Origin of the sequence: Variovorax sucrosi, assembly GCF_051216635.1 — a bacterium.
Classification (GTDB): Bacteria; Pseudomonadota; Gammaproteobacteria; order Burkholderiales; family Burkholderiaceae_C; genus Variovorax.
This window is the reverse complement of sequence record NZ_JBPJZU010000003.1, coordinates 375,174-394,716: the sequence shown is the minus strand read 5'-3', so window position 1 is coordinate 394,716 and position 19,543 is coordinate 375,174. Positions and strand designations below refer to the sequence as shown.

The window sequence follows — 19,543 nt, the reverse complement described above, 5'->3', positions numbered from 1 at the left end:
ACTCAGGCCGTCAAGCCGTCAGGCCGGCTTGGCGACGGCCGCAGGCGCCTCGTCCACCGGGCGGCGCGCATAGCGCTGGGCCAGCACCGCGCAGACCATCAGCTGCATCTGGTGGAACAGCATGACGGGCAGCACGACGGTGCCCACGGCGCTCGCGGCGAACAGCACATGCGCCATCGGCACGCCGCTCGCCAGGCTCTTCTTGGACCCGCAGAACACGATGGTCACCTCATCGGCCTTGTCGAAGCCGAACTTGCGGGCCATCCACGTCGTCGAGGTCAGCGCGAGCGCCAGCAGCACGGCCAGCACCACGAACAGGCCCGCCAGCGCGGTAGGCGACACCTGCTTCCACAGGCCTTCGATCACCGCTGCACTGAACGCCGTATAGACCACCAGCAGGATCGAGCCGCGGTCGACCAGCGTGAGCGTCGACGCGTGCCGCTTCACCCAGGCGCCGATCCAAGGCCGCAGCAAATGCCCGACCACGAAGGGCGCCATCAGTTGCAGCAAGATGCGGCCGATCGCGTCGAGCGAGGCTGAGCTGCTGGCGCCAGTCGTCACGATCAAGCCGACCAGCAGCGGCGTGACGAAGACCCCGAGCAGCGTCGAGGCCGACGCGCTGCAGATGGCCGCTGGCACGTTGCCCCGTGCCAGCGAGGTGAAGGCGATGGCCGACTGCACCGTGGCCGGCAGCACGCAGAGGTAGAGCACGCCGGTGTAGAGCGCGGGCGTCACCAGGGGCTCCAGCACCGGTCGCAGCGCCAATCCGAGCGCCGGGAACAGCACGAAGGTGCAGGCCAGCACCAGCAGGTGCAGGCGCCAGTGGCCGACGCCCTGCACGATCGCCTCGCGCGACAGCTTGGCGCCATGCAGGAAGAAGAGCAGCCCGATGGCCACGGTGGTGAGCCGCTCGAAAAAGTGCGCCGTGCTGCCCGAGGCGGGCAGCAGGCTGGCCAGCGCCACGGTCGTGACCAGGGCGAGAGTGAAGTTGTCGGGGAGGTAGCGTGAACGGGCCATGCGCCCATTGGGCCCGTGACACCATCGAAAGAGAAATGGATTTATCTGATAGATATATGATTTCAGCGCATGAATGTCACGCTGCGCCAGCTCCGGGTTTTCCTCGCCGTCGCAGCCGAGCGCAATTTCAGCCGCGCGGGCGACGCGGTGGCGCTGACCCAGCCCGCAGTGAGCCGCGCGATCCTCGAGCTCGAATCGCAGGTCGGCCTGAAGCTGCTGGACCGCACCACGCGCGAGGTGGTGCTGACCGATGCCGGCCAGTCGTTGGCGGCCCGGCTCGAGCGCGTGCTAGACGAGCTCGACCAGACGCTGCTCGACGTGCGTGGCATGGCCAGCGCGCGACGCGGCAAGGTCCGCGTGGCCAGCAGCCCGACGCTGTCGGCGCAGCTCATGCCGGCCTGCATCGCGGCCTGCGCGCAGCAGGAACCCGACATCCAGCTGGTGCTGCTCGACCGCATCCAGCAGGACGCGCTGGACAGCGTGCGTGCCGGCGAGGTCGACTTCGGCGTGGTGATCGAGCCCTCGGCCACCGACGACCTCACGGCCGAGACGATCCTGAACGACCCCTTCGTGCTGGTGGTGCCCGCGGGCCATCCGCTGGCCACGCGCAAGACGGTGCGCTGGTCGGCGCTGGCCGGCCATCCGCTGGTGCTGCTCGACCATGCGTCGGGCAGCCGCCGGCTGATCGACGATGCCTTGGCCCGCCATGGCGTGCAGGCCGAGGTGGCGCAACAGCTGGGCCACCCGACGACGGTGTTCCGCATGGTCGAGGCGGGCATCGGCATCAGCGTGATGCCGGCACTGGCCGTGCCACCCGGCGGGCTCGGCACGCTGGTATCGCTGCCGCTGGTGCCACGCATCGAGCGCCGCGTGATGCTGGTGCACCGCCGCAACCGCGCGCCGTCGCCGCTGGCGCAGCGCGTGTGGCGGCTGGTGCGCGAGACCGCGGTGATGGCCGCGGCTACAGCGTGAGGATGGTGCAGCCGGTGGTCTTGCGCGCTTCCAGGTCGCGGTGCGCCTGCTGCACGTCTTCCAGCGCATAGCGCTGCGCGATCGGGATCTTCACCGCGCCGCTCTGCACCACCGCGAACAGATCGTCGGCCATCGCCTGCGTGGCCTCGCGCGTGGCGATGTGGGTGAACAGCGTCGGCCGTGTCACGTAGAGCGATCCCTTCGATGCCAAGGTGCCCAGGTTGATCGGCGGCACCGGGCCCGAGCCGTTGCCGAAGACCGCCAGCAGGCCGAAGGGCCGCAGGCAGTCGATCGAGCCTTCGTAGGTGTCCTTGCCGACCGAGTCGTACACCACCTTCACGCCCTTGCCACCGGTGATCGCCTTCACGCGCTCGGCGAAGTTCTCGGTGCTGTAGTTGATCGCGTGCGCCGCGCCATGCTTGAGCGCCAGTTGGCATTTGGCGTCGGAGCCGGCCGTGCCGATGAGCTGCAGGCCGAGCGCCTTGGCCCACTGGCAGGCGATCAGACCGACGCCGCCGGCAGCCGCATGGAACACGATGAAGTCGCCCGCCTGCAGGCCTTCGGCCGGCAGCGTCTTCTTCAGCAGGTACTGCGCGGTCAGGCCCTTGAGCATCATGGCTGCGCCGGTCTCGAAGGAGATGGCGTCGGGCAGCTTGCACACGTTCTTGGCCGGCATCACGCGCAACTCGCTGTAGGCGCCGGGCGGTCCGCTGGCATAGGCGGCGCGGTCGCCGACTTTCAGGTGCGTCACACCCTCGCCCACCGCCTCGACCACGCCCGAGGCTTCCATGCCCAGCTGCAGCGGCATCGCGAACGGATAGAGCCCGCTGCGCTGGTAGGTGTCGATGAAGTTGAGGCCGACGGCCTTGTGGCGGATGCGGATCTCGCCGGGGCCGGGCTCGCCGACCTCGACGTCGACGATCTTGAGTTCCTCGGGACCGCCGGGGCGGTCGATGCGAACGGCTTTGCTCATGGGAAGGGGCTCCTGCAGAAGGGACGGGGTCGACAGCCCGCGATCGTGCCACGGCCGGACCCGTCGCGCGCAGAAGGGACAATCGAGAGGCCCGCTCTTCCTCGCGCCCATGCATCCGTCTCGCCTCACCCCCGCCACCATCGTCCTCCTCGCCACGCCGCCGCTGCTGTGGGCCGCCAACGCGGTGCTCGGCCGCATGCTGAAGGACGTCGCCTCCCCGCTCACGCTGAACTTCATCCGCTGGGTGCTGGCCTTCGTCATGCTGCTGCCGCTGGCGCACGGGGTGCTGCGGTGCGATCACCCGATGTGGCGCCACTGGCGGCGCTACAGCGTGCTTGGGCTGCTGGGCGTGGGCATCTACAACGCCTTCCAGTACCTGGCGCTGCAGACTTCGACGCCGCTGAACGTGACGCTGGTCACGTCCAGCGCGCCGTTCTGGATGCTGCTGATGGGCACGCTCTTCTTCGGCCAGCGCGCCACGCGTTTCGAGATCGCTGGCGCAGCGGTCTCGATGCTTGGCGTGCTGCTGGTGCTGAGCCAGGGCGACTGGCGCCATCTGGCCGCGCTGCGGCTGGTGCCGGGTGACCTCTACATCCTGCTGGCCGTGCTCGCCTGGTCGGTGTACAGCTGGATGCTCGTGGGCACCAGCGAGCCCGCAGGCCTGCGCCAGGACTGGTCGGCCTTCCTCATGGCGCAGATGGTGTTCGGCCTGGGGTGGTCGGGACTGTTCGCGGCCGGCGAATGGGCCGCCGGCGCGATGTATGTCCACTGGAGCGGGTGGCTGGCCGCCGCGCTGGTTTTCATCGCGGTCGGCCCGGCCCTCCTGGCCTTCCGCTGCTGGGGTGCCGGTGCGCAGCGCGCCGGCCCGAAGACGGCCGCCTTCTTCCTCAACCTGACGCCGCTGTTCGCTGCCCTGCTGTCGGCCACCTTTCTGGGCGAGGTGCCGCACGGCCACCACGCGCTGGCCTTCGCGCTGATCGTGGGTGGCATCGTGCTGTCGTCACGCCGAACGGCAGCGCGCTGACGGCCACGCTGCACGCGCCACGTGGCGTTCCTTTAAGACCGGCTTAAGTCCCGCCGACCACAGTGCGCCGACATGACGCCCAATCCGGAAACCCCACCATCGCGCGGACTGTCGGCGCACATCCTGCCGACCTCGGCCACGATGATCGGGGCCTGCATGACGGTCCTGACGATCGGCCACCTGGGCCACACGACGAGCGCCCGGCTGGCGGTCGACAAGCTGCTGGCCATCGACGCGCTGGTCTTCCTGGCAAGCGCCGTGCTGTCGTTCATGTCGATCCGCGCGGGACCACCCGGTGTCCGCCACGAACGCCGGGCCGAGCTGCTGTTCCTGTTCGGGCTGGCTGGCTTGGCGGTCGGCGCCGTGGTGCTCGCCTTCGCGATCAACTGAGCCTTGCGTCGCCAGCGCCGGGGTCAGTAGGTGCCGGGGTACGCGCCGCCGTCGGTCAGCACGTTCTGGCCGGTCATGTAGCCGGCCTGCAGGCTGCACAGGAAGGCGCAGATGGCGCCGAACTCTTCCGGGTTGCCGAAGCGGCCGGCGGGAATCGTCTTCTGGCGATTGGCGCGCACGGTGTCGACGTCCAGGCCCGACTTCTGAGCCGCACCCGCCATGTTGCCCTTCAGGCGGTCGGTGTCGAAGGAACCTGGCAGCAGGTTGTTGATGGTCACGCCTTTGGCCGCGATCGCCGTGCGCGCCACGCCGGCCACGAAGCCCGTGAGGCCGCTGCGCGCGCCGTTGGACAGGCCCAGGATGTCGATCGGCGACTTCACCGAGCTCGACGTGATGTTCACGATGCGGCCGTAGCCGCGTGCGGCCATGCCGTCGACCGTGGCCTTGATGAGTTCGATGGGCGTGAGCATGTTGGCATCGACCGCCTTGATCCAGGCCTCGCGGTCCCAGTCGCGGAAATCACCGGGCGGCGGACCGCCGGCGTTGGTCACGACGATGTCGTAGTCGGCGTGCGCGGCGAAGGCCGCGGCACGGCCTTCGGGCGTCGTGATGTCGGCGGCGACCGTCTTCACGAAGGGCTTGGGCGAACCGGCTGCAGCAACTTCGAGCCGTTGGGCCGCTGCCTTGAGTGCGTCGGCGCCGCGCGCCACCACCACCACGTTCACACCTTCGCGCACCAGCGCTTCGGCACAGCCCAGGCCCAGGCCCTTGCTGCCGCCGCATACCAGGGCCGTGCGGCCCGCGATTCCGAAATCCATCTGTGTTTCCTTCGGGCCTAGCGCCCTGTTCGTGTGAAGACAAAAATTCCGGCGATCACCAGCACCGTGCCGGCCGCGGTCCACGCGGTGAACGGTTCGCCCAGGATCACCACACCCATGAGGATGGTCGACATCGGCCCGACCATGCCGGTCTGTGCCGCCATGGGCGCGCCGATGCGCTCGATCGCCATCATGACCGAGAGCACCGGCACCGCGGTGCAGAGAGTCGCATTCAGCACCGACAGCCAGATGACCTGCGGCGCCAGGTCGAACACCCCGCTCACCGGCCGCAGTACGAGAAACTGCGCGATGCACAGCAGGCACGCCACGCTGGTCGCCAGGCCGACCAGCCGCAGCGAGCCCAGGCGCTTGACGAACTCGCCGCTCGCGACGAGGTAGACCGCATAGCTCACCGCGCTCAGGAAGACCAGCAGCGTGCCCCAGGCCGCCGCGGCGCTCTGCCCCAACTGCACCTCGTGGCCGAACACCAGCAGCACGCCGGCGTAGCTGATGGCCATGCCGAGCACCTGCCAGCGCGTGATGCGCCGGCGGTAGGCGATCCAGCCGAAGATCAGCACCAGCGTCGGGTTGAGGTACAGGATGAGCCGCTCGAGGCTGGCCGTGATGTACGCCAGCCCCGCGAAGTCGAGGAAGCTCGCCAGGTAGTAGCCCGAGAAGCCCAACCCCAGCACGCCCAGCCAGTCGCGCCGCGTCAGCGGCGCCTTGCCGCGCCCGGCCCACCACGCCATGCCCACGAAGAGCGGCAGCGCGAACAGCATGCGCAGCATGATGAGCGTGACCGCATCGACGCCGTAGCGGTAGGCCAGCTTGACGATGATCGCCTTGCCGCTGAAGGCGATGGCGCCGAAGGTGGCCAGCGCCAGCCCCGCGGCAAGCGGCTTCTCATGCGCCGCAGGAGCCGGCGCGATCGACTCCGAAGACATGGATGCGTCAGTACCCTGCCGCCAAGCCATCGCGCCGCGGATCGCTGGCCGCCACGTAGCCTTCGACCGACGGATCCCCCGCGCGCCAGATGAACTGGCCGGCGCCGAAGTCCTGGTACGAATCGTCGATCACGTCGAGTTGATGGCCCAGGTCGCGCAGGCCCTGCACGGCGGCCGGGTTCATCGCGGCCTCGACGTTGATCTCGAGTCCCGCGTTGAAGCGCCAGCGCGGCGCGTCGCAGGCGGCCTGCGGGTTCTGCTTGTAGTCGAGCATGCGCACCAGCGTCTGCATGTGGCCCTGGGGCTGCATGTTGCCGCCCATCACGCCGAAGCTCATGACCGGCTGGCCGTCCTTGGTGAGGAAGGCCGGGATGATGGTGTGGAACGGCCGCTTGCCCGGCGCCACCACGTTCGGGCTGTCGGCCTTGAGGCTGAAGCCGTGACCGCGGTTCTGCAGGCTGATGCCGAAGCTCGGCTCCACGCAGCCCGAGCCGAAGCCCATGTAGTTGCTCTGGATGAAGCTCACCATCATGCCGCTCTCGTCCGCCGCGGTGAGGTAGATGGTGCCGCCCTTGACGGGGTTGCCGGCCTTGAAGTCCTGTGCCTTTTTCACGTCGATGAGTCTGGCACGGGATGCGAGATACGCGTCATCGAGCATTTGCGCGGGGGTCACCGTCATCGACGATGGCTCCGACACGTAGCGGTAGACATCGGCGAAGGCCAGCTTCATGGCCTCGATCTGCAGATGCTGCGAAGCGACCGAGTCGACCGGCAGCGAAGCGATGTCGAACTTCTCGAGGATGCCGAGCGCGATCAGCGCCGCAATGCCCTGGCCGTTGGGCGGAATCTCGTGCAGCGTGTGGCCGCGGTAGTCGCGCGAGATCGGCTGGACCCACTCGGGCTGGTAGGCCGCGAGGTCGGCCACGGTGAGCGAGCCGCCCTGCTCGGCCGAAAACTTCGCGAGCGCCTCGGCAATCTCGCCGCTGTAGTAGGCCTCGCCCTTGGTGCGGGCAATGGCCTTGAGCGCGCGCGCGGCGGCGGCGAAGCGAAACAGCTCGCCCACCTCGGGCGCGCGGCCCCAGGGCAGGAAGGCCTGTGCAAAGCCGGGCATCGACTGGAGCACCGGCGTGGCAGCCGCCCACTTCTGCTGCACCACCGGCGGCATCAGGTAGCCGCGCTCGGCGATGTCGATGGCCGGCGCCAGCAGGTCGGCGAAGGGCAGCTTGCCGAAGCGGTCGCTGAGCGCCACCCAGCCGCGCACCGCGCCGGGCACGGAGACCGAGTCGATGCCGCGCATCGGCGGCGTCGCGGCGTCGGCGCCGTACTTGGCCTTGAAGTACTCGGGCGTCCAGGCCTTGGGCGCCGGGCCCGAGGCGTTGAGCCCGTGCAGTTGCTCACCGTCCCAGAGGATGGCGAAGGCGTCGCTGCCCAGCCCGTTGCTCACCGGCTCGACCAGCGTCATGACGGCAGCGGTGGCGACGGCGGCGTCGACCGCATTGCCGCCCTGCTGCAGGATGCGCAACCCGGCCTGCGCGGCCAACGGGTGCGAGGTCGACACCACGTTGCGCGCAAACACGGGGATGCGGGTGGAAAGATAGGGATTGGCGTAGTCGAACTTCATACCGAGCTTTCAAAATGCCTGAAAAATTCAGCGTGGCACTGGCTATTCGTTGCTGATCTTGCGATCGATGATGATCTTCTTCCACTTGGCCGCGTCGTCGGCCACCATCTTCACGAGCTGCGGCGGCGTGCTGCCGACTGGCTCGATTCCGAGGCGCGCGAGCTTGTCCTTGACCTCCGGGTCCACCAACGCCTGGTTGGCAGCCGTGTTGATGCGCGCGACGATGTCCGCCGGCAACCCCCGCGGGCCGTACAGCCCGAACCAGGTGCTGGACTCGAAGCCCGGCAGCGTGTCGGCGATCGGCGGGAGCTCGGGCGCCAGCGGGCTGCGCTTGAGCGAGGTCACGCCCAGCGCGCGCAATCGACCGTCGCGCACATGCGGCATGCCGGTGGGCAGCGAGTCGAACATCACGTCGATGTTGCCGGCAATCAGGTCGGGGATGGCCAGCGCCGTGCCCTTGTACGGAATGTGCGTGACGAACAGGCCGGCCTGCGACTTGAACAGCTCGGCCGTGAGTTGCACGATGGTGCCGTTGCCGCTGGACGCATAGTTGAGCTTGCCCGGATTCTTCCTGGCGTAGTCGACCCACTCGCGCACCGTCTTCGCAGGCGATGCGTTCGGCACCAGCATGATGCTGGGCGCGTTGCCGACGTGGTTGATCGGCGTGAAGTCGCGCACTGCGTCGTAGGGCAGGCGGGCCCCGAGCGCCGGGCCGATCGAATGCGTGCTGGTGGTCGCCAGCAGCAGCGTGTAGCCGTCGGCCGGCGCCTTGGCCGCCAGGTCCGACCCGATGGAACCGCCCGCGCCGGGCTTGTTGTCGATGACCACCGAATTGCCGAGCTTCTCGCCCATCTTCTGCGACAACGTGCGCGCAAACAGGTCGGTCGCGCCGCCGGCCGGGAACGGCACGATCAACCGGATCGGCTTGTTCGGGTAGCCCTGCTGCGCCAGGCTCGCAGTCGATGCCGCGACGCAGATCGCGACCGCCATGGCTTGAAGAAACCGGATTCGATTCATGGTGCTGGATTCTGTACTGGATGGATCAGCCTCGAATGCTATGCACCGCAGCGTCATGCCGACAGATAATCCCGCTTATTCAACTATGAGTCGTGTTTATGGCAAAGCAGAGCGCCGAAGCGGTCTCGCTGCAGCAGCTGCGCGCGTTGGCCGCCATTGCGGACACCGGCAGCTTCACGCTCGCGGCGGAAGCGTTGCAATTGACGCAGCCCGCCATCAGCCACCTGGTGCGGCGCATGGAAGAGGAGCTCGGTCAGCCACTGGTGGTGCGCGGGCGGCGCATCCGGCTCACGGATGCGGGCCAGATGATGGCCGACACCAGCCTGCGCGCGTTGCGCCTGATCGACGAGTCGGTCGGGGTGTGCCGCTCGCAGTCGCAACTCAGCGAAGGGCGCGTGGTGCTGGCGGTCGGTCACCTGACCGCCGGCACGCTGATGCCGCCGGTGCTGGGGCGCTTTTCACACACCCATCCGCAGTTGGGCGCCACGCTTCTCGACAGCACGGCCGAGCAGATGGTGTCGCGCGTCCTCTCGCGCGAGGCCGACCTCGGCTTCGGCTCGGACATCGGGCAGAAGCAATCCGGGCTCGCGACCGAAGCGCTGTTCAGCGCCCGCATGGCGCTCTTCCTTCGCGACGACCATCCGCTCGCCCGGCATGCCGAAGTCGAGGGCCGGGCACTCGACGGGTTGCCGTTCATCCACGTCAACCCCGACGCCAACGTGTGGCGCGCCATCAGCCGCCAGCTCGCGAGCGTCGCCAATGTCTACCCGGTGGTCGCGCACCACGTGTCGATGCTCTCGACCGCCTTCGGCCTGGTGCAGGCCGGTGCCGGCGTCGCGCTGCTGCCGCAGTACGTCGAGGTGCTGATGCCGGCGCGGCTGCGCGCGGTGCGGGTCGTCCGGCCTGCGCTCGAATTCCCGGTGGTGGCGGTCCGGCTGGCCAAGCACCCGCTGAGCCCTGCGGCGATGGCCTTCCTCGCCATGGCGCGGCAACACATGAAGCCATGAAAAAAGCCCCGGGGCGCAGGCCACGGGGCTTTGGGAATGCAGCGCAGCGTCGGCGCTACTCCTCGACGAAAGCCTCTTCGCGCTTCGACTTCACCGCCGGCAGCAGCACGATGACCAGCAGCAACAAGGCGGCGCCGAGCAGCGTGGCCGAGATTGGGCGCGTCAGGAACACGCTCCAGTCGCCCCGCGACAGCAGCAGCGCACGGCGCAGGTTCTCTTCCATCATCGGCCCGAGGATGAAGCCCAGCAGCAGCGGCGCGGGTTCGCACCCCAGCTTGAAGAACAGGTAGCCGATGAAGCCGAAGCCGCCCACCATCCAGATGTCCCAGGTGTTGTTGTTGGTCGAGTAGACCCCGACGGCACAGAACAGCACGATCGCGGGAAAGAGGTACTTGTAGGGCACCGACAGCAGCTTGATCCACATGCCGATCAGCGGCAGGTTCAGGATCACCAGCATCGCGTTGCCGATCCACATCGAGGCGATCAGGCCCCAGAACAGTTCCGGGTTGCTGGTCATCACCTGCGGGCCGGGCTGGATGTTGTGGATGGTCATGGCGCCGACCATCAGCGCCATCACGGCGTTGGGCGGGATGCCCAGCGTCAGCAGCGGGATGAAGGAGGTCTGCGCACCGGCGTTGTTGGCCGCCTCGGGCGCCGCGACGCCGCGGATGTTGCCCTTGCCGAAGGGCACTTCGCCCGGATGCAACTTGGTCTTCTTCTCGATCGTGTAGGCCGCGAAAGCCGCCAGCAGCGCACCGCCGCCGGGCAGGATGCCGAGCGAAGCGCCCAGCGCCGTGCCACGCAGCACGGCAGGCGTCATGCGCTTGAAGTCTTCCTTGGTCGGGAACAGGCCCTTCACCTTGGCGGTGAACACTTCGCGCTCTTCTTCGGGGCGCGAGAGGTTGGCGATGATTTCGCCATAGCCGAACACACCCATGGCGATGGCCACGAAGCCGATGCCGTCGGTCAGTTCAGGCACGTCGAAGCTGAAGCGGGCCACGCCCGAATTCACGTCGGTGCCGACCAGGCCGAGCAGCAGGCCCAGCACGATCATCGCGATGGCCTTGAGCAGCGAGCCCGACGCCAGCACCACCGCGCCGATCAGGCCGAGGATCATCAGCGAGAAGTACTCGGCCGGGCCGAACTTGAAGGCCAGCTCGGTCAGCGGCGGCGCGAAGGCGGCCAGGATCAGCGTGCCGACGCAGCCGGCGAAGAAGGAGCCCAGGCCGGCGGCCGCGAGCGCGGGGCCCGCCCGGCCCTTGCGCGCCATCTGGTAGCCGTCGATGACGGTCACCACCGAAGACGATTCACCCGGCAGGTTGACCAAAATGGCGGTGGTCGAGCCGCCGTACTGGGCGCCGTAGTAGATGCCGGCCAGCATGATGAGTGCCGACACCGGGGGCAGCGCATAGGTGGCGGGCAACAGCATCGCGATGGTCGCGACCGGGCCGATGCCGGGGAGCACGCCGATCAGCGTGCCCAGAATGCAGCCGGCCAGGCAGTACAGCAGGTTCGTGAAGGTGAAGGCGACGCCAAAACCCAGGGAGAGATTGGTAAAGAGTTCCATGTCGCGTTCTCAGCCGGTGATGAAGGTCGGCCAGACCTGGATCTGGAGCTTGAGCGCCCAGATGAAGGCGATGTAGCTGCCGATGGCCAGCACGGTCGCCAGCACCAGCACCTTCTTGAAATTGAACTCGCTGCCGGCCAGGCTCGCGATGATCACCAGCGCATAGATGGCGATGATCAAGCCCATGGCCGGCACGCCGAGGGTCGGCAGGCCCCCGAGCAGAATGCCGAAGGCCAGGTTGGCGCCGATGATGAAGATGATCTGCTTCCAGGCCCACTTGCCGATCTTCTCGCCGTCCTCGGTTTCGACGGTCAGGCCGGTGAACATGATGCCGATGCCGATCAGCGTCATCACGACGCCCAGCATCAGCGGGAAGTAACCGGGACCCATCCGCGCGCCGTTGCCGACGTTGTAGGTCGAGGCCCCCCAAGCGAAGGCGCCGCCGACGATGGCGAACATCAGCCCCGCGAAAAAGTCCTTCTGACTTTTGATTCTCACGAACAATCTCCTCGAAAAATTCGAACGGACGATTGTGTGGTCAGGGTCTCGTCAGGTCGATGTGGATTCCACCTAGCGACGAGTTAGGGTTACCCCGAGACTGCCTATTCCAGCGGAGGCGTCGCGCTCAGCACTTCCTGGATGGTGGTCACGCCCTCGGCCACCCGCAGCGCGCCGGCCAGCCGCAGCGGCCGCATGCCGTCGGTCACGGCCTGGCGGCGCAGGGCCGAGAGGACCGGCTCCTTGTTGACCCGGGCCTTGAACTCCTCGCTGATGCTGAGCAGTTCGTACAGGCCCATGCGGCCCATGTAGCCGGTCATGCGGCAGTCCACGCAACCCACCGGCCGGTAGGCGCGCACCGAGCCGGTGATCTGCCAGGGTGCGACGAACTCGGCGAGCTTCTCGCGCGTGACCGACTCGTCGGGCTGCTTGCACAGCGGGCACAGCGTGCGCACCAGCCGCTGCGCCAGCACGCCGAGCATCACCGCGTTGATCAGGTACGAGGGCACGCCCAGTTCCATCAGCCGGGTGATCGCGCTCGGTGCATCGTTGGTGTGCAGCGTGCTGAACACCAGGTGGCCGGTGAGCGCGGCCTGTACCGCCATGTCGGCGGTGGCGAGGTCGCGGATTTCGCCGACCATGATGATGTCCGGGTCCTGCCGCATCAACGCGCGCAGGCCCTCGGTGAAGCCGAAGTCGAGTTGCGGCTGCACCTGCGTCTGGTTGAAAGAGGGCTCGATCATTTCGATCGGGTCCTCGATGGTGCTGACGTTGACTTCTTCGGTCGCCACCCGCTTGAGCGTGGAGTACAGCGTGGTGGTCTTGCCCGAGCCGGTCGGCCCGGTCACCAGGATGATGCCGTGCGGCCGCGTGACGAGCTGTTCCCAGCGCTTGGCGTCGTGCTGCGCGAAGCCCAGCGCGTCGAGGTCCTTCACCGCGGTGTCGGGGTCGAAGATCCGCATCACCATCTTCTCGCCGAAGGCGGTGGGCAGGGTCGACAGGCGCATCTCGACCTCGTCGCCGCGCATGTTGCGGGTCTTGATGCGACCGTCGAGCGGCCGGCGCTTCTCGACCACGTCCATGCGGCCGAGCAGCTTGATGCGCGCGACCATCGCGTTCATCACGCCCATGGGCATCTGGTAGGCCGGGTGCAGCACGCCGTCGATGCGAAAGCGCACCACGCCCTGCTCGCGCCGCGGTTCCAGGTGGATGTCGCTGGCGCGCTGGTCGAAGGCGTACTGCCACAGCCAGTCGACCACCTGCACCACGCTCTGGTCGTTGGCGTCGAGCTGCTTGTTGCTCTTGCCGAGCTCCACCAGTTGCTCGAAGCTGGCACCACCCGCATTGCCGCCGGCCTTCTGCGCCGCCCGCACCGACTTGGCCAGTGCGAAGAACTCGGCCGTGTAGCGCTGGATGTCGGCCGGGTTGGCCACCACGCGGCGCACCGCGCGGCGCGACTGCCGCTCGACCTCGGAAATCCAGTCGGTCAGGAAGGGCTCGGCCGTGGCCACCACCACTTCGCTGGGCGTGACTTGCACCGGCAGCACCTTGTGGCGCTCGGCATAGGCCGCGCTCATGGTGTCGGCCACCTTGCCCACGTCGACCTTGAGCGGGTCGATGCGCAGGTACTGCAGCGCGGCGCGCCCGGCCAGCCATTCGGTCAGCATTTCGAGGTCGAGCGGCTTGCCATCCTTCTCGCGCGTCATCGCGACATTCGCGAGCCGCACCAGCGGCGCCTGCCGGCTCTCGGCCTGCGCGCAGCGCGCGATGGTGCGCTTGGCCTCGTGCGGCGAGATGACGCCGTCGGTGGCCAGCCACTCGATCAGCAAGCGCAGATCGAGCGGGCCTTCGTGGCGGGCAGCGGCGGCGGGTGGCGAGACGACACTCATGACAAGGGCTTGAAGACGCGCAGCCATTTCGGCGCGGGCAGACCCCAGCGAGTCTGGATGGTCTGCGCCCGCTCGGCAAGTGCGTCGCGCCTGGGCCGGGTCGGCGTGCGCTGCGCCAGCACGACGGTGTTGCCCTCGCGCGTCGGCTTGAAGGCCCAGACGGCCTCGGTGCCGAAGGCGGCGGCGATCTTCTCCAGGCTGCGTTCGTAACTCGACGAACGGCCGAACAGGTTGACCGTCATGCAGCCGTCCTCGGTCAGCAGCGCGCGGCAGTCGGCGTAGAAGGCTTCGCTGTCGAGCACCGGTGCGGCGGCCTCGTGGTCGTACAGGTCGACCTGCAGCGCATCGACCGTGCCCTGCCACTCGGGCTTGCGGATCTCGGTGCCGGCATCGGCCAGCACCACGCGCAGCTTGGCGTCGTCGGCCGGCAGCTTGAACCAGCCGCGGCAGGCCGCGACGACCTGCGGATTGAGCTCGACGGCCGTCGTGCGCATGCGCAATGGCTTGCGGCTGAACTTGGTGAGCGTGGCCGCGCCCAGGCCCAGCTGCATCGCATGGCGGTTCATGACGCTCGAGGGCTCGACGAAGAGCAGCCAGGCCATCATGCGCTGCACATATTCCAGTTCGATCTCGAAGGGCGCATCGATCTTCATCGAGCCCTGCACCCACTCCGTGCCGAGGTGCAGGTAGCGGACGTCGCCCCAATCGGAGAAGTTGACCTCGGGCAGGGCCGGCGTGCGCGCCGCCATCACGCGACCAGCCCGTGCCGTGCGAACACGTCGTGCCAGGCCTCGCACTTGCGCTCGAAGGACATCGCCGCATGCGCCGGGCTGGTGGACGGCAGCTTGTAGGCCGGCAGCATGCCGTGGCCGCTGTCGCGCAAGGCGTCGATCACTTTCGGCGCGTGGCGGAAGCTCTCGGCGCCGTTGTGCGCGATGGCGGCGAGCCGCGGCACGTCGAGGCCGGCGAAATCGTTCAGCACCGCGTCGCGGATCGACGCATCGAGGCTGCCTTCGCGCTGGCAGCTGCCGTAGACGTCCCACAGGCCGAGGCCGTGCTGCAGCAGCCAGTCGGCGCGCTCGGCGGATGCAGTGTCCGGGGGCAGGGGATGGGAGGGCCAGAGGGCTTGCAAGATCTTCCAGAAGTGGTTCTGCGGGTGGGCATAGTAGCGCCCCTCCGCCAGCGAACGGGCGCTCGGAAAGCTGCCCAGCACCAGCACCACCGTCCGGCGCGAGACGATCGGCACCAGGCCCTCGAGTGGGGCGTCGAAAGGCGAACGAGAAAAAACCCGCCGCGGCGGGTTTTTCAAGGGGTCGGGCCGGTTGGAGCCGGTCACGCGATCAGGGCTTCTTGGCGGCTGCATTCTCGGCGGTGCCGGGGATCTTCTCACCGATCTTGTGGCCGGCGCTGCGCATGCCATCAGCCGTCTTGTGGCCGACGTTCGCAACCGCGCCGCCTGCCTTGCGAGCACCGTTGGCCGTGGCATGACCGGCCTTCTTGGCGGTGCGCTTCGTGGCGTGGTAGGCCTTCTTGGTGCCTTGCCCGACCTTCTCGGTCACGGTGGGTGCGGGTGCGGCAGCAGGTGCCACGGCAGGTGCCGGAGCCGGCGTTTGCGCAGCCGCGGAGAAGCCGATGGAGGCGAGGCCCAGTGCCAGGACAGCAGGGATGGAACGGAAGAGGGACGAGGTCATGGAAAGCTCCTTGTTGCGTTGTAGTTACGGTTATGCCGCACCGAGAGAACAACGGGCGACGCGAAAGTGCGGATGACAACCCGTGCCCGATCGCGAAGTAATTTTTTCCGCAACGGGCTGTCGACCTACACGTGCACCTGACCACCGCCTGACGGTATCAACAACGAAGACAGGCGAGGCAATGCGTCCAACGCGTTGCGCGTGCTCGCCTGCGCGAGTTCGTCGTGCGTGATGCCGCGCAGCTCGGCCAGGACTTGCGCGATGCGCGGCAGTTCGGCCGGCTCGTTGCGTCCCTGCGCCACGCCGGCTTCGCGGGCCTCGCGCGTGCGGTAGAGCCAGTGCGGCTGGATGTCCGGCGCGTCGGTTTCCATCACGATCGCGTCCAGCGGCAGCACGGTTGCCAGGCGCCGCACCTGCAGCGCACGCTCGAAGGTCAGCGTGCCGCCGAAGCCCAGCTTCAGCCCGAGGTCCAGGCACGCCTTGGCCTGCTGCTCGCTGCCGTTGAATGCATGAGCGATGCCCCGCCACGGGCGCCCCGCGCCGACCTGCCGCAGGTGCTTGAGCACCTTGTCGACCGAGCGGCGCACATGGATCACCACCGGCAAGTCGTATGCCCGAGCCAGCTGCAATTGCGCGTGAAAGAAATGCTCCTGCTTCGGTCCGTCGAGCCCGGGCACGAAGTAGTCGAGCCCGATCTCGCCGACGGCCACCAGGCGCGGGTCGTCGCGCCGGGCAGCCAGCGCGGCATCGAGCGTCTGCAGGTCGGCCTCCTGCGCATCGCCGGTGCACAGCGGATGGACGCCGAGGGCATAGGCATCGCCCTGCCGATGCGCCAGCGTGCGGACGGTGTCGAAATTGAAGACGGCGACCGCGGGAATGACGCACAGCGCCACCCCCGCGGCGCTGGCGCGCTGGCGCACGGCGGCCGCTTCGTCGCCGAATTCAGGTGCATCCAGGTGACAGTGTGTATCGATGAAGGACGCCATCGCACGATGATGCCCGAACGTATGCAAGGCGGCACAAAGCGTGCTACCGTGATTTCTTCACGTCACTCTTCGCCGGAGATGTCGATGCGCAGGACTGCTTTCTACAGCCGCTCGCCGCAAGGGTCGCAAGACGCCGACGCGCCCCGCGAGGACCCTGCGCCCGCCGACGCGGGTGCGCCACCGGCGCCTGTGGCGGCGGCCAAGGGGCGCTGGGAGCCCGGTCGCAAGTCCTTCGCCGGCCTGCTGGTCCTGGTGCTCGCCCTCAGCGCAGGCGGCGCGGCGCTCTGGTCGCGCCAGGGAGGCCACACGCTGACCCAGAAGGACATCGACGCGGCGGTGCTGCGCACGCTCCAGACCAACACCCTGCCCTCGCCGGCGGCACGCGCCGCGGCCATCGTGCGGCCCTCCGTCGTGCGCGTGGTCGGCTACGGCACCGAGCGCGCCACCCCCGAGGCCAAGACCGAAAAGCGCGGCCGCAACATGGCGCGCGGCAAGGCGCCGGAAGCCGACCCGCCGCCGGGCACCGAGGTCGAACGCGGCGTGGGCACCGGCGTGGTGATCGTCGACAAGGGCGTGATCCTGACCAACCTGCATGTGGTTGCCGGCGCCGAGACCATCAAGGTGACCTTCTCCGACGGGCTGGAGTCGATCGCCACCATCACCGGCGTACAGCCGGAGAACGACCTCGCCGTGCTGCAGGCGAAGAAGATTCCGGACGACCTGATCGCCGCCACCATGACCTCCACCGGCGACCTGCAGTCGGGCGACCAGGTCGCCGCTGTCGGCTTCCCCTTCGGCATCGGCCCTTCCGTGTCGGCCGGCGTGGTGTCGGGCCTGAAGCGCTCGTTCCGCTCGCCGGAGGGCAAGCAGGAGCTCGGCAACCTGATCCAGTTCGACGCCGCCGCCAACCCGGGCAATTCGGGCGGGCCGCTGATCAACATGGACGGCGAGGTGCTCGGCATCGTCACCGCCATCCTCAATCCGACGCAGCAGCGCACCTTCATCGGCATCGGCTTCGCGGTGCCGATCGAGAACGCCGCCTCGGCCCTGGGCTCGCCGCCCTTCTGACCCTCCGTCCTCCGTCCGACGGCCCTTCCACACTCCTTCGAGAAAGCCCGCGCATGAGCCCCGAGACACCTCCCTCGAACACGCCCGCCACCGCCGAACTGATGGAGCAGATCCTCTACGAGGTGAAGCGCGTGGTGGTCGGCCAGGACCGCTTCCTCGAACGCGTGATGGTCGCCATGCTGGCCGGCGGCCATCTGCTGGTCGAAGGCGTGCCGGGCCTGGCGAAGACGCTCACCATCAAGACGCTGGCCGACACCGTGAGTGGCCAGTTCAAGCGCATCCAGTTCACGCCCGACCTGGTGCCGGCCGACCTGGTGGGCACGCGCATCTACAACCAGAAGACCGGCGACTTTTCCACCGCGCTCGGCCCGGTGTTCGCCAATCTGCTGCTGGCCGACGAAATCAACCGCGCACCGGCCAAGGTGCAGAGCGCATTGCTCGAGGTGATGCAGGAGCGCCAGGTGACCATCGCCGGCGAGACGCACAAGGTGCCGCGCCCCTTCCTGGTAATGGCGACGCAGAACCCGATCGAGACCGAGGGCACCTATCCGCTGCCCGAGGCGCAGGTCGACCGCTTCATGATGAAGGTGCTGGTCGACTACCCGACGGACGAGGAAGAGTTCGTGATCGTCCAGCGCGTGATCGGTGCGCCGGTGCAGCCGTCGATGGTGGCCACCACCGAGCAGCTCGCCGCGCTGCAGGCCGAGACGCGCCGCGTTTACGTCGACCCTTCCCTCATCCAGTACGCGGTGAAGCTGGTGTCGGCCACGCGCACGCCCGAGAAGCACGGCCTGAAGGACATGCGCCGCTTCATCACCTTCGGCGCCAGCCCGCGCGCTTCCATCAACCTGACCGAAGGCGCCCGGGCACTGGCCCTGCTGCGCGGCCGCAGCTACGCGCTGCCTGAGGACATGACGGCGCTGGTGCCCGACGTGCTGCGCCACCGCGTCACGCTGTCGTACGAAGGCCTGTCCGAAGGCCTGACGGCCGACGGGCTGATCGAGAAGATCATGCGCGCCATCCCCGCACCGCCGAAGCCGCTCGAACATGAAAAGCTGGTGGCCTAGCAAGCGCTCGCGCGCTGCCAACGACGCGCAGGTCGCAGCAGTCGCCGAGACCGCCGCGGGGGCTGCCGAGCGCGTGCTGCGCCGCCTCGAGTGGACGGTGATCCGCCGGCTCGACGGCCTGCTGCAGGGCGACTACCGCACGCTGATGCGCGGCACCGGGCTCGACCTGGCCGACCTGCGCGAATACCAGCACCACGACGACGTTCGACATATCGACTGGAACGTCACCGCCCGGCTGCAGACGCCGCATGTGCGCGTCTTCACCGAAGACCGCGAGATGGCCGCCTGGTTCGTGCTCGACCTCAGCCGTTCGGTCGACTTCGGCTCCGGCGTGAGGGCCAAGCGCGAGATTTCCCAGGGCTTCGTCGGCGTGCTGGCGCGGCTGCTCACGCGCCATGGCAACCGGGTGGGCGCGCTGGTCTACGGCAACGCGCTCGAGGCCGTCATCCCGCCACGCAGCGGGCGCTCGCATGTGCTGCGCCTGCTGCACGCGATGGACAAGCGCGGCGCCGAAGGCAAGGCCGCTCAGGGCATGACGCGCCTGGCCGACCTGCTGAAGTCGGCCACGGTGCTGATGCCGCGCCGCTCCACCGTCTTCGTGGTCTCCGACTTCCTGAGCGAGCCCGGCTGGGAGAAGCCGCTGGCCCAGCTCACCCAGCGGCACGAGGTGATCGCGGTGCGGCTGTTCGATCCGCTCGAACGCCAGCTGCCCGACCTCGGCCTGGTGCCGCTGCGCGATGCCGAGACCGGCGAACAGCTCTGGGTCGACACGCACGACCCGGGCTTTCGTAAACGCTTCGCCCGCATCGCGGCGGAACGCGAGAACACGCTGCGCGAAGCGCTGGCCAAGGCCGGCGTCGACGCGCTCGAGCTGTCGACCGACGACGACCTGGCCGCTGCCATCCTGCGCTTCGCCGATCTGCGCAAGCGCCGGGTGCGCGCCGGCAGCGGCGCGATGAAGGTGGTGGCGGCATGACTTCTGCGAAACCCCGGA

At 68.4% G+C, this 19,543-nt stretch carries 20 protein-coding genes; 7 read left to right on the top strand and 13 right to left on the bottom strand.

Annotation, left to right across the window (positions count from 1 at the left end; all coding sequences use genetic code 11):
• Positions 1 to 18 precede the first annotated feature (18 nt).
• A complete protein-coding gene (locus ACSFBE_RS08010; RefSeq protein ID WP_435489850.1) occupies positions 19 to 1,017 on the bottom strand; it encodes a bile acid:sodium symporter family protein in 999 nt (332 codons plus the stop codon).
• A gap of 69 nt (positions 1,018 to 1,086) precedes the next feature.
• Here ACSFBE_RS08010 and ACSFBE_RS08005 point away from each other — a divergent pair, with 69 nt between their 5' ends.
• The gene (locus tag ACSFBE_RS08005) at positions 1,087 to 1,989 is read left to right on the top strand and encodes a LysR family transcriptional regulator (protein WP_435489849.1); all 903 of its coding nucleotides are present in this window, start codon (positions 1,087 to 1,089) and stop codon (positions 1,987 to 1,989) included.
• Here the strand turns inward: ACSFBE_RS08005 and ACSFBE_RS08000 are convergent.
• Positions 1,979 to 2,962: a quinone oxidoreductase family protein gene (locus ACSFBE_RS08000; RefSeq protein WP_435489848.1), complete on the bottom strand. Its 984-nt coding sequence runs from the start codon at positions 2,960 to 2,962 to the stop codon at positions 1,979 to 1,981. The genes ACSFBE_RS08005 and ACSFBE_RS08000 overlap by 11 nt on opposite strands.
• Positions 2,963 to 3,071: 109 nt before the next feature.
• On the opposite strand from ACSFBE_RS08000, the gene ACSFBE_RS07995 reads away from it, so the two are divergent.
• Positions 3,072 to 3,986, top strand: a complete 915-nt coding sequence (locus ACSFBE_RS07995; protein ID WP_435489847.1) for a DMT family transporter — start codon at positions 3,072 to 3,074, stop codon at positions 3,984 to 3,986.
• 72 nt (positions 3,987 to 4,058) lie between these two features.
• Positions 4,059 to 4,376, top strand: a complete 318-nt coding sequence (locus ACSFBE_RS07990; RefSeq protein WP_435489846.1) for a hypothetical protein — start codon at positions 4,059 to 4,061, stop codon at positions 4,374 to 4,376.
• A gap of 23 nt (positions 4,377 to 4,399) precedes the next feature.
• On the opposite strand, the gene ACSFBE_RS07985 is transcribed toward ACSFBE_RS07990, so the two are convergent.
• Genes ACSFBE_RS07985 through ACSFBE_RS07970 form a run of 4 tightly spaced genes read right to left on the bottom strand, consistent with a single transcriptional unit; the run spans position 4,400 to position 8,776 of the window.
• Positions 4,400 to 5,194 carry an SDR family oxidoreductase gene (locus tag ACSFBE_RS07985; RefSeq protein ID WP_435489845.1) on the bottom strand — a complete coding sequence of 265 codons (795 nt, stop codon included), beginning with the start codon at positions 5,192 to 5,194 and terminating at the stop codon, positions 4,400 to 4,402.
• Positions 5,195 to 5,211: 17 nt separating this feature from the next.
• Entirely contained in the window at positions 5,212 to 6,138 is a 927-nt protein-coding gene (locus ACSFBE_RS07980) for a DMT family transporter (protein WP_435489844.1), read from the bottom strand.
• Between the two features lie 7 nt (positions 6,139 to 6,145).
• On the bottom strand, positions 6,146 to 7,759 hold the full coding sequence (locus ACSFBE_RS07975) for a gamma-glutamyltransferase family protein (protein ID WP_435489843.1): 1,614 nt from the start codon (positions 7,757 to 7,759) through the stop codon (positions 6,146 to 6,148).
• Between the two features lie 42 nt (positions 7,760 to 7,801).
• A complete protein-coding gene (locus ACSFBE_RS07970; protein ID WP_435489842.1) occupies positions 7,802 to 8,776 on the bottom strand; it encodes a Bug family tripartite tricarboxylate transporter substrate binding protein in 975 nt (324 codons plus the stop codon).
• 98 nt (positions 8,777 to 8,874) lie between these two features.
• Here ACSFBE_RS07970 and ACSFBE_RS07965 point away from each other — a divergent pair, with 98 nt between their 5' ends.
• Positions 8,875 to 9,783 (top strand): LysR family transcriptional regulator, encoded by a 909-nt coding sequence (locus ACSFBE_RS07965; protein WP_435489841.1) that lies wholly within the window; start codon positions 8,875 to 8,877, stop codon positions 9,781 to 9,783.
• 55 nt (positions 9,784 to 9,838) lie between these two features.
• On the opposite strand, the gene ACSFBE_RS07960 is transcribed toward ACSFBE_RS07965, so the two are convergent.
• The 7 genes from ACSFBE_RS07960 to ACSFBE_RS07930 form a co-directional block, all read right to left on the bottom strand.
• Entirely contained in the window at positions 9,839 to 11,350 is a 1,512-nt protein-coding gene (locus ACSFBE_RS07960; RefSeq protein WP_435489840.1) for a tripartite tricarboxylate transporter permease, read from the bottom strand.
• 9 nt (positions 11,351 to 11,359) lie between these two features.
• On the bottom strand, positions 11,360 to 11,848 hold the full coding sequence (locus ACSFBE_RS07955; RefSeq protein WP_435489839.1) for a tripartite tricarboxylate transporter TctB family protein: 489 nt from the start codon (positions 11,846 to 11,848) through the stop codon (positions 11,360 to 11,362).
• A 104-nt stretch (positions 11,849 to 11,952) separates the two neighbouring features.
• The gene (tfpB, locus tag ACSFBE_RS07950) at positions 11,953 to 13,737 is read right to left on the bottom strand and encodes a type IV pilus assembly ATPase TfpB (RefSeq protein ID WP_435489838.1); all 1,785 of its coding nucleotides are present in this window, start codon (positions 13,735 to 13,737) and stop codon (positions 11,953 to 11,955) included.
• The gene (locus tag ACSFBE_RS07945) at positions 13,734 to 14,486 is read right to left on the bottom strand and encodes a class I SAM-dependent methyltransferase (RefSeq protein ID WP_435489837.1); all 753 of its coding nucleotides are present in this window, start codon (positions 14,484 to 14,486) and stop codon (positions 13,734 to 13,736) included. The genes tfpB and ACSFBE_RS07945 overlap by 4 nt, the downstream gene beginning before the upstream one ends.
• Positions 14,486 to 15,073 carry a DNA-deoxyinosine glycosylase gene (locus ACSFBE_RS07940; RefSeq protein ID WP_435489836.1) on the bottom strand — a complete coding sequence of 196 codons (588 nt, stop codon included), beginning with the start codon at positions 15,071 to 15,073 and terminating at the stop codon, positions 14,486 to 14,488. Before ACSFBE_RS07940 ends, ACSFBE_RS07945 begins: the two co-directional genes overlap by 1 nt.
• A gap of 4 nt (positions 15,074 to 15,077) precedes the next feature.
• Positions 15,078 to 15,428: a hypothetical protein gene (locus ACSFBE_RS07935; protein WP_435489835.1), complete on the bottom strand. Its 351-nt coding sequence runs from the start codon at positions 15,426 to 15,428 to the stop codon at positions 15,078 to 15,080.
• A 125-nt stretch (positions 15,429 to 15,553) separates the two neighbouring features.
• A complete protein-coding gene (locus ACSFBE_RS07930; protein ID WP_435489834.1) occupies positions 15,554 to 16,414 on the bottom strand; it encodes a TatD family hydrolase in 861 nt (286 codons plus the stop codon).
• 84 nt (positions 16,415 to 16,498) lie between these two features.
• Between ACSFBE_RS07930 and ACSFBE_RS07925 the strand changes: the two genes are divergently transcribed.
• From ACSFBE_RS07925 to ACSFBE_RS07915, 3 genes are read left to right on the top strand one after another with little or no spacing between them, the layout of a single operon-like run.
• Positions 16,499 to 17,482 carry a S1C family serine protease gene (locus ACSFBE_RS07925; protein ID WP_435489833.1) on the top strand — a complete coding sequence of 328 codons (984 nt, stop codon included), beginning with the start codon at positions 16,499 to 16,501 and terminating at the stop codon, positions 17,480 to 17,482.
• A gap of 53 nt (positions 17,483 to 17,535) precedes the next feature.
• Positions 17,536 to 18,549, top strand: coding sequence for an AAA family ATPase (locus ACSFBE_RS07920; protein ID WP_435489832.1), 1,014 nt, complete (start codon positions 17,536 to 17,538; stop codon positions 18,547 to 18,549).
• The gene (locus tag ACSFBE_RS07915; protein ID WP_435489831.1) at positions 18,530 to 19,525 is read left to right on the top strand and encodes a DUF58 domain-containing protein; all 996 of its coding nucleotides are present in this window, start codon (positions 18,530 to 18,532) and stop codon (positions 19,523 to 19,525) included. The genes ACSFBE_RS07920 and ACSFBE_RS07915 overlap by 20 nt, the downstream gene beginning before the upstream one ends.
• Positions 19,526 to 19,543: the final 18 nt, after the last annotated feature.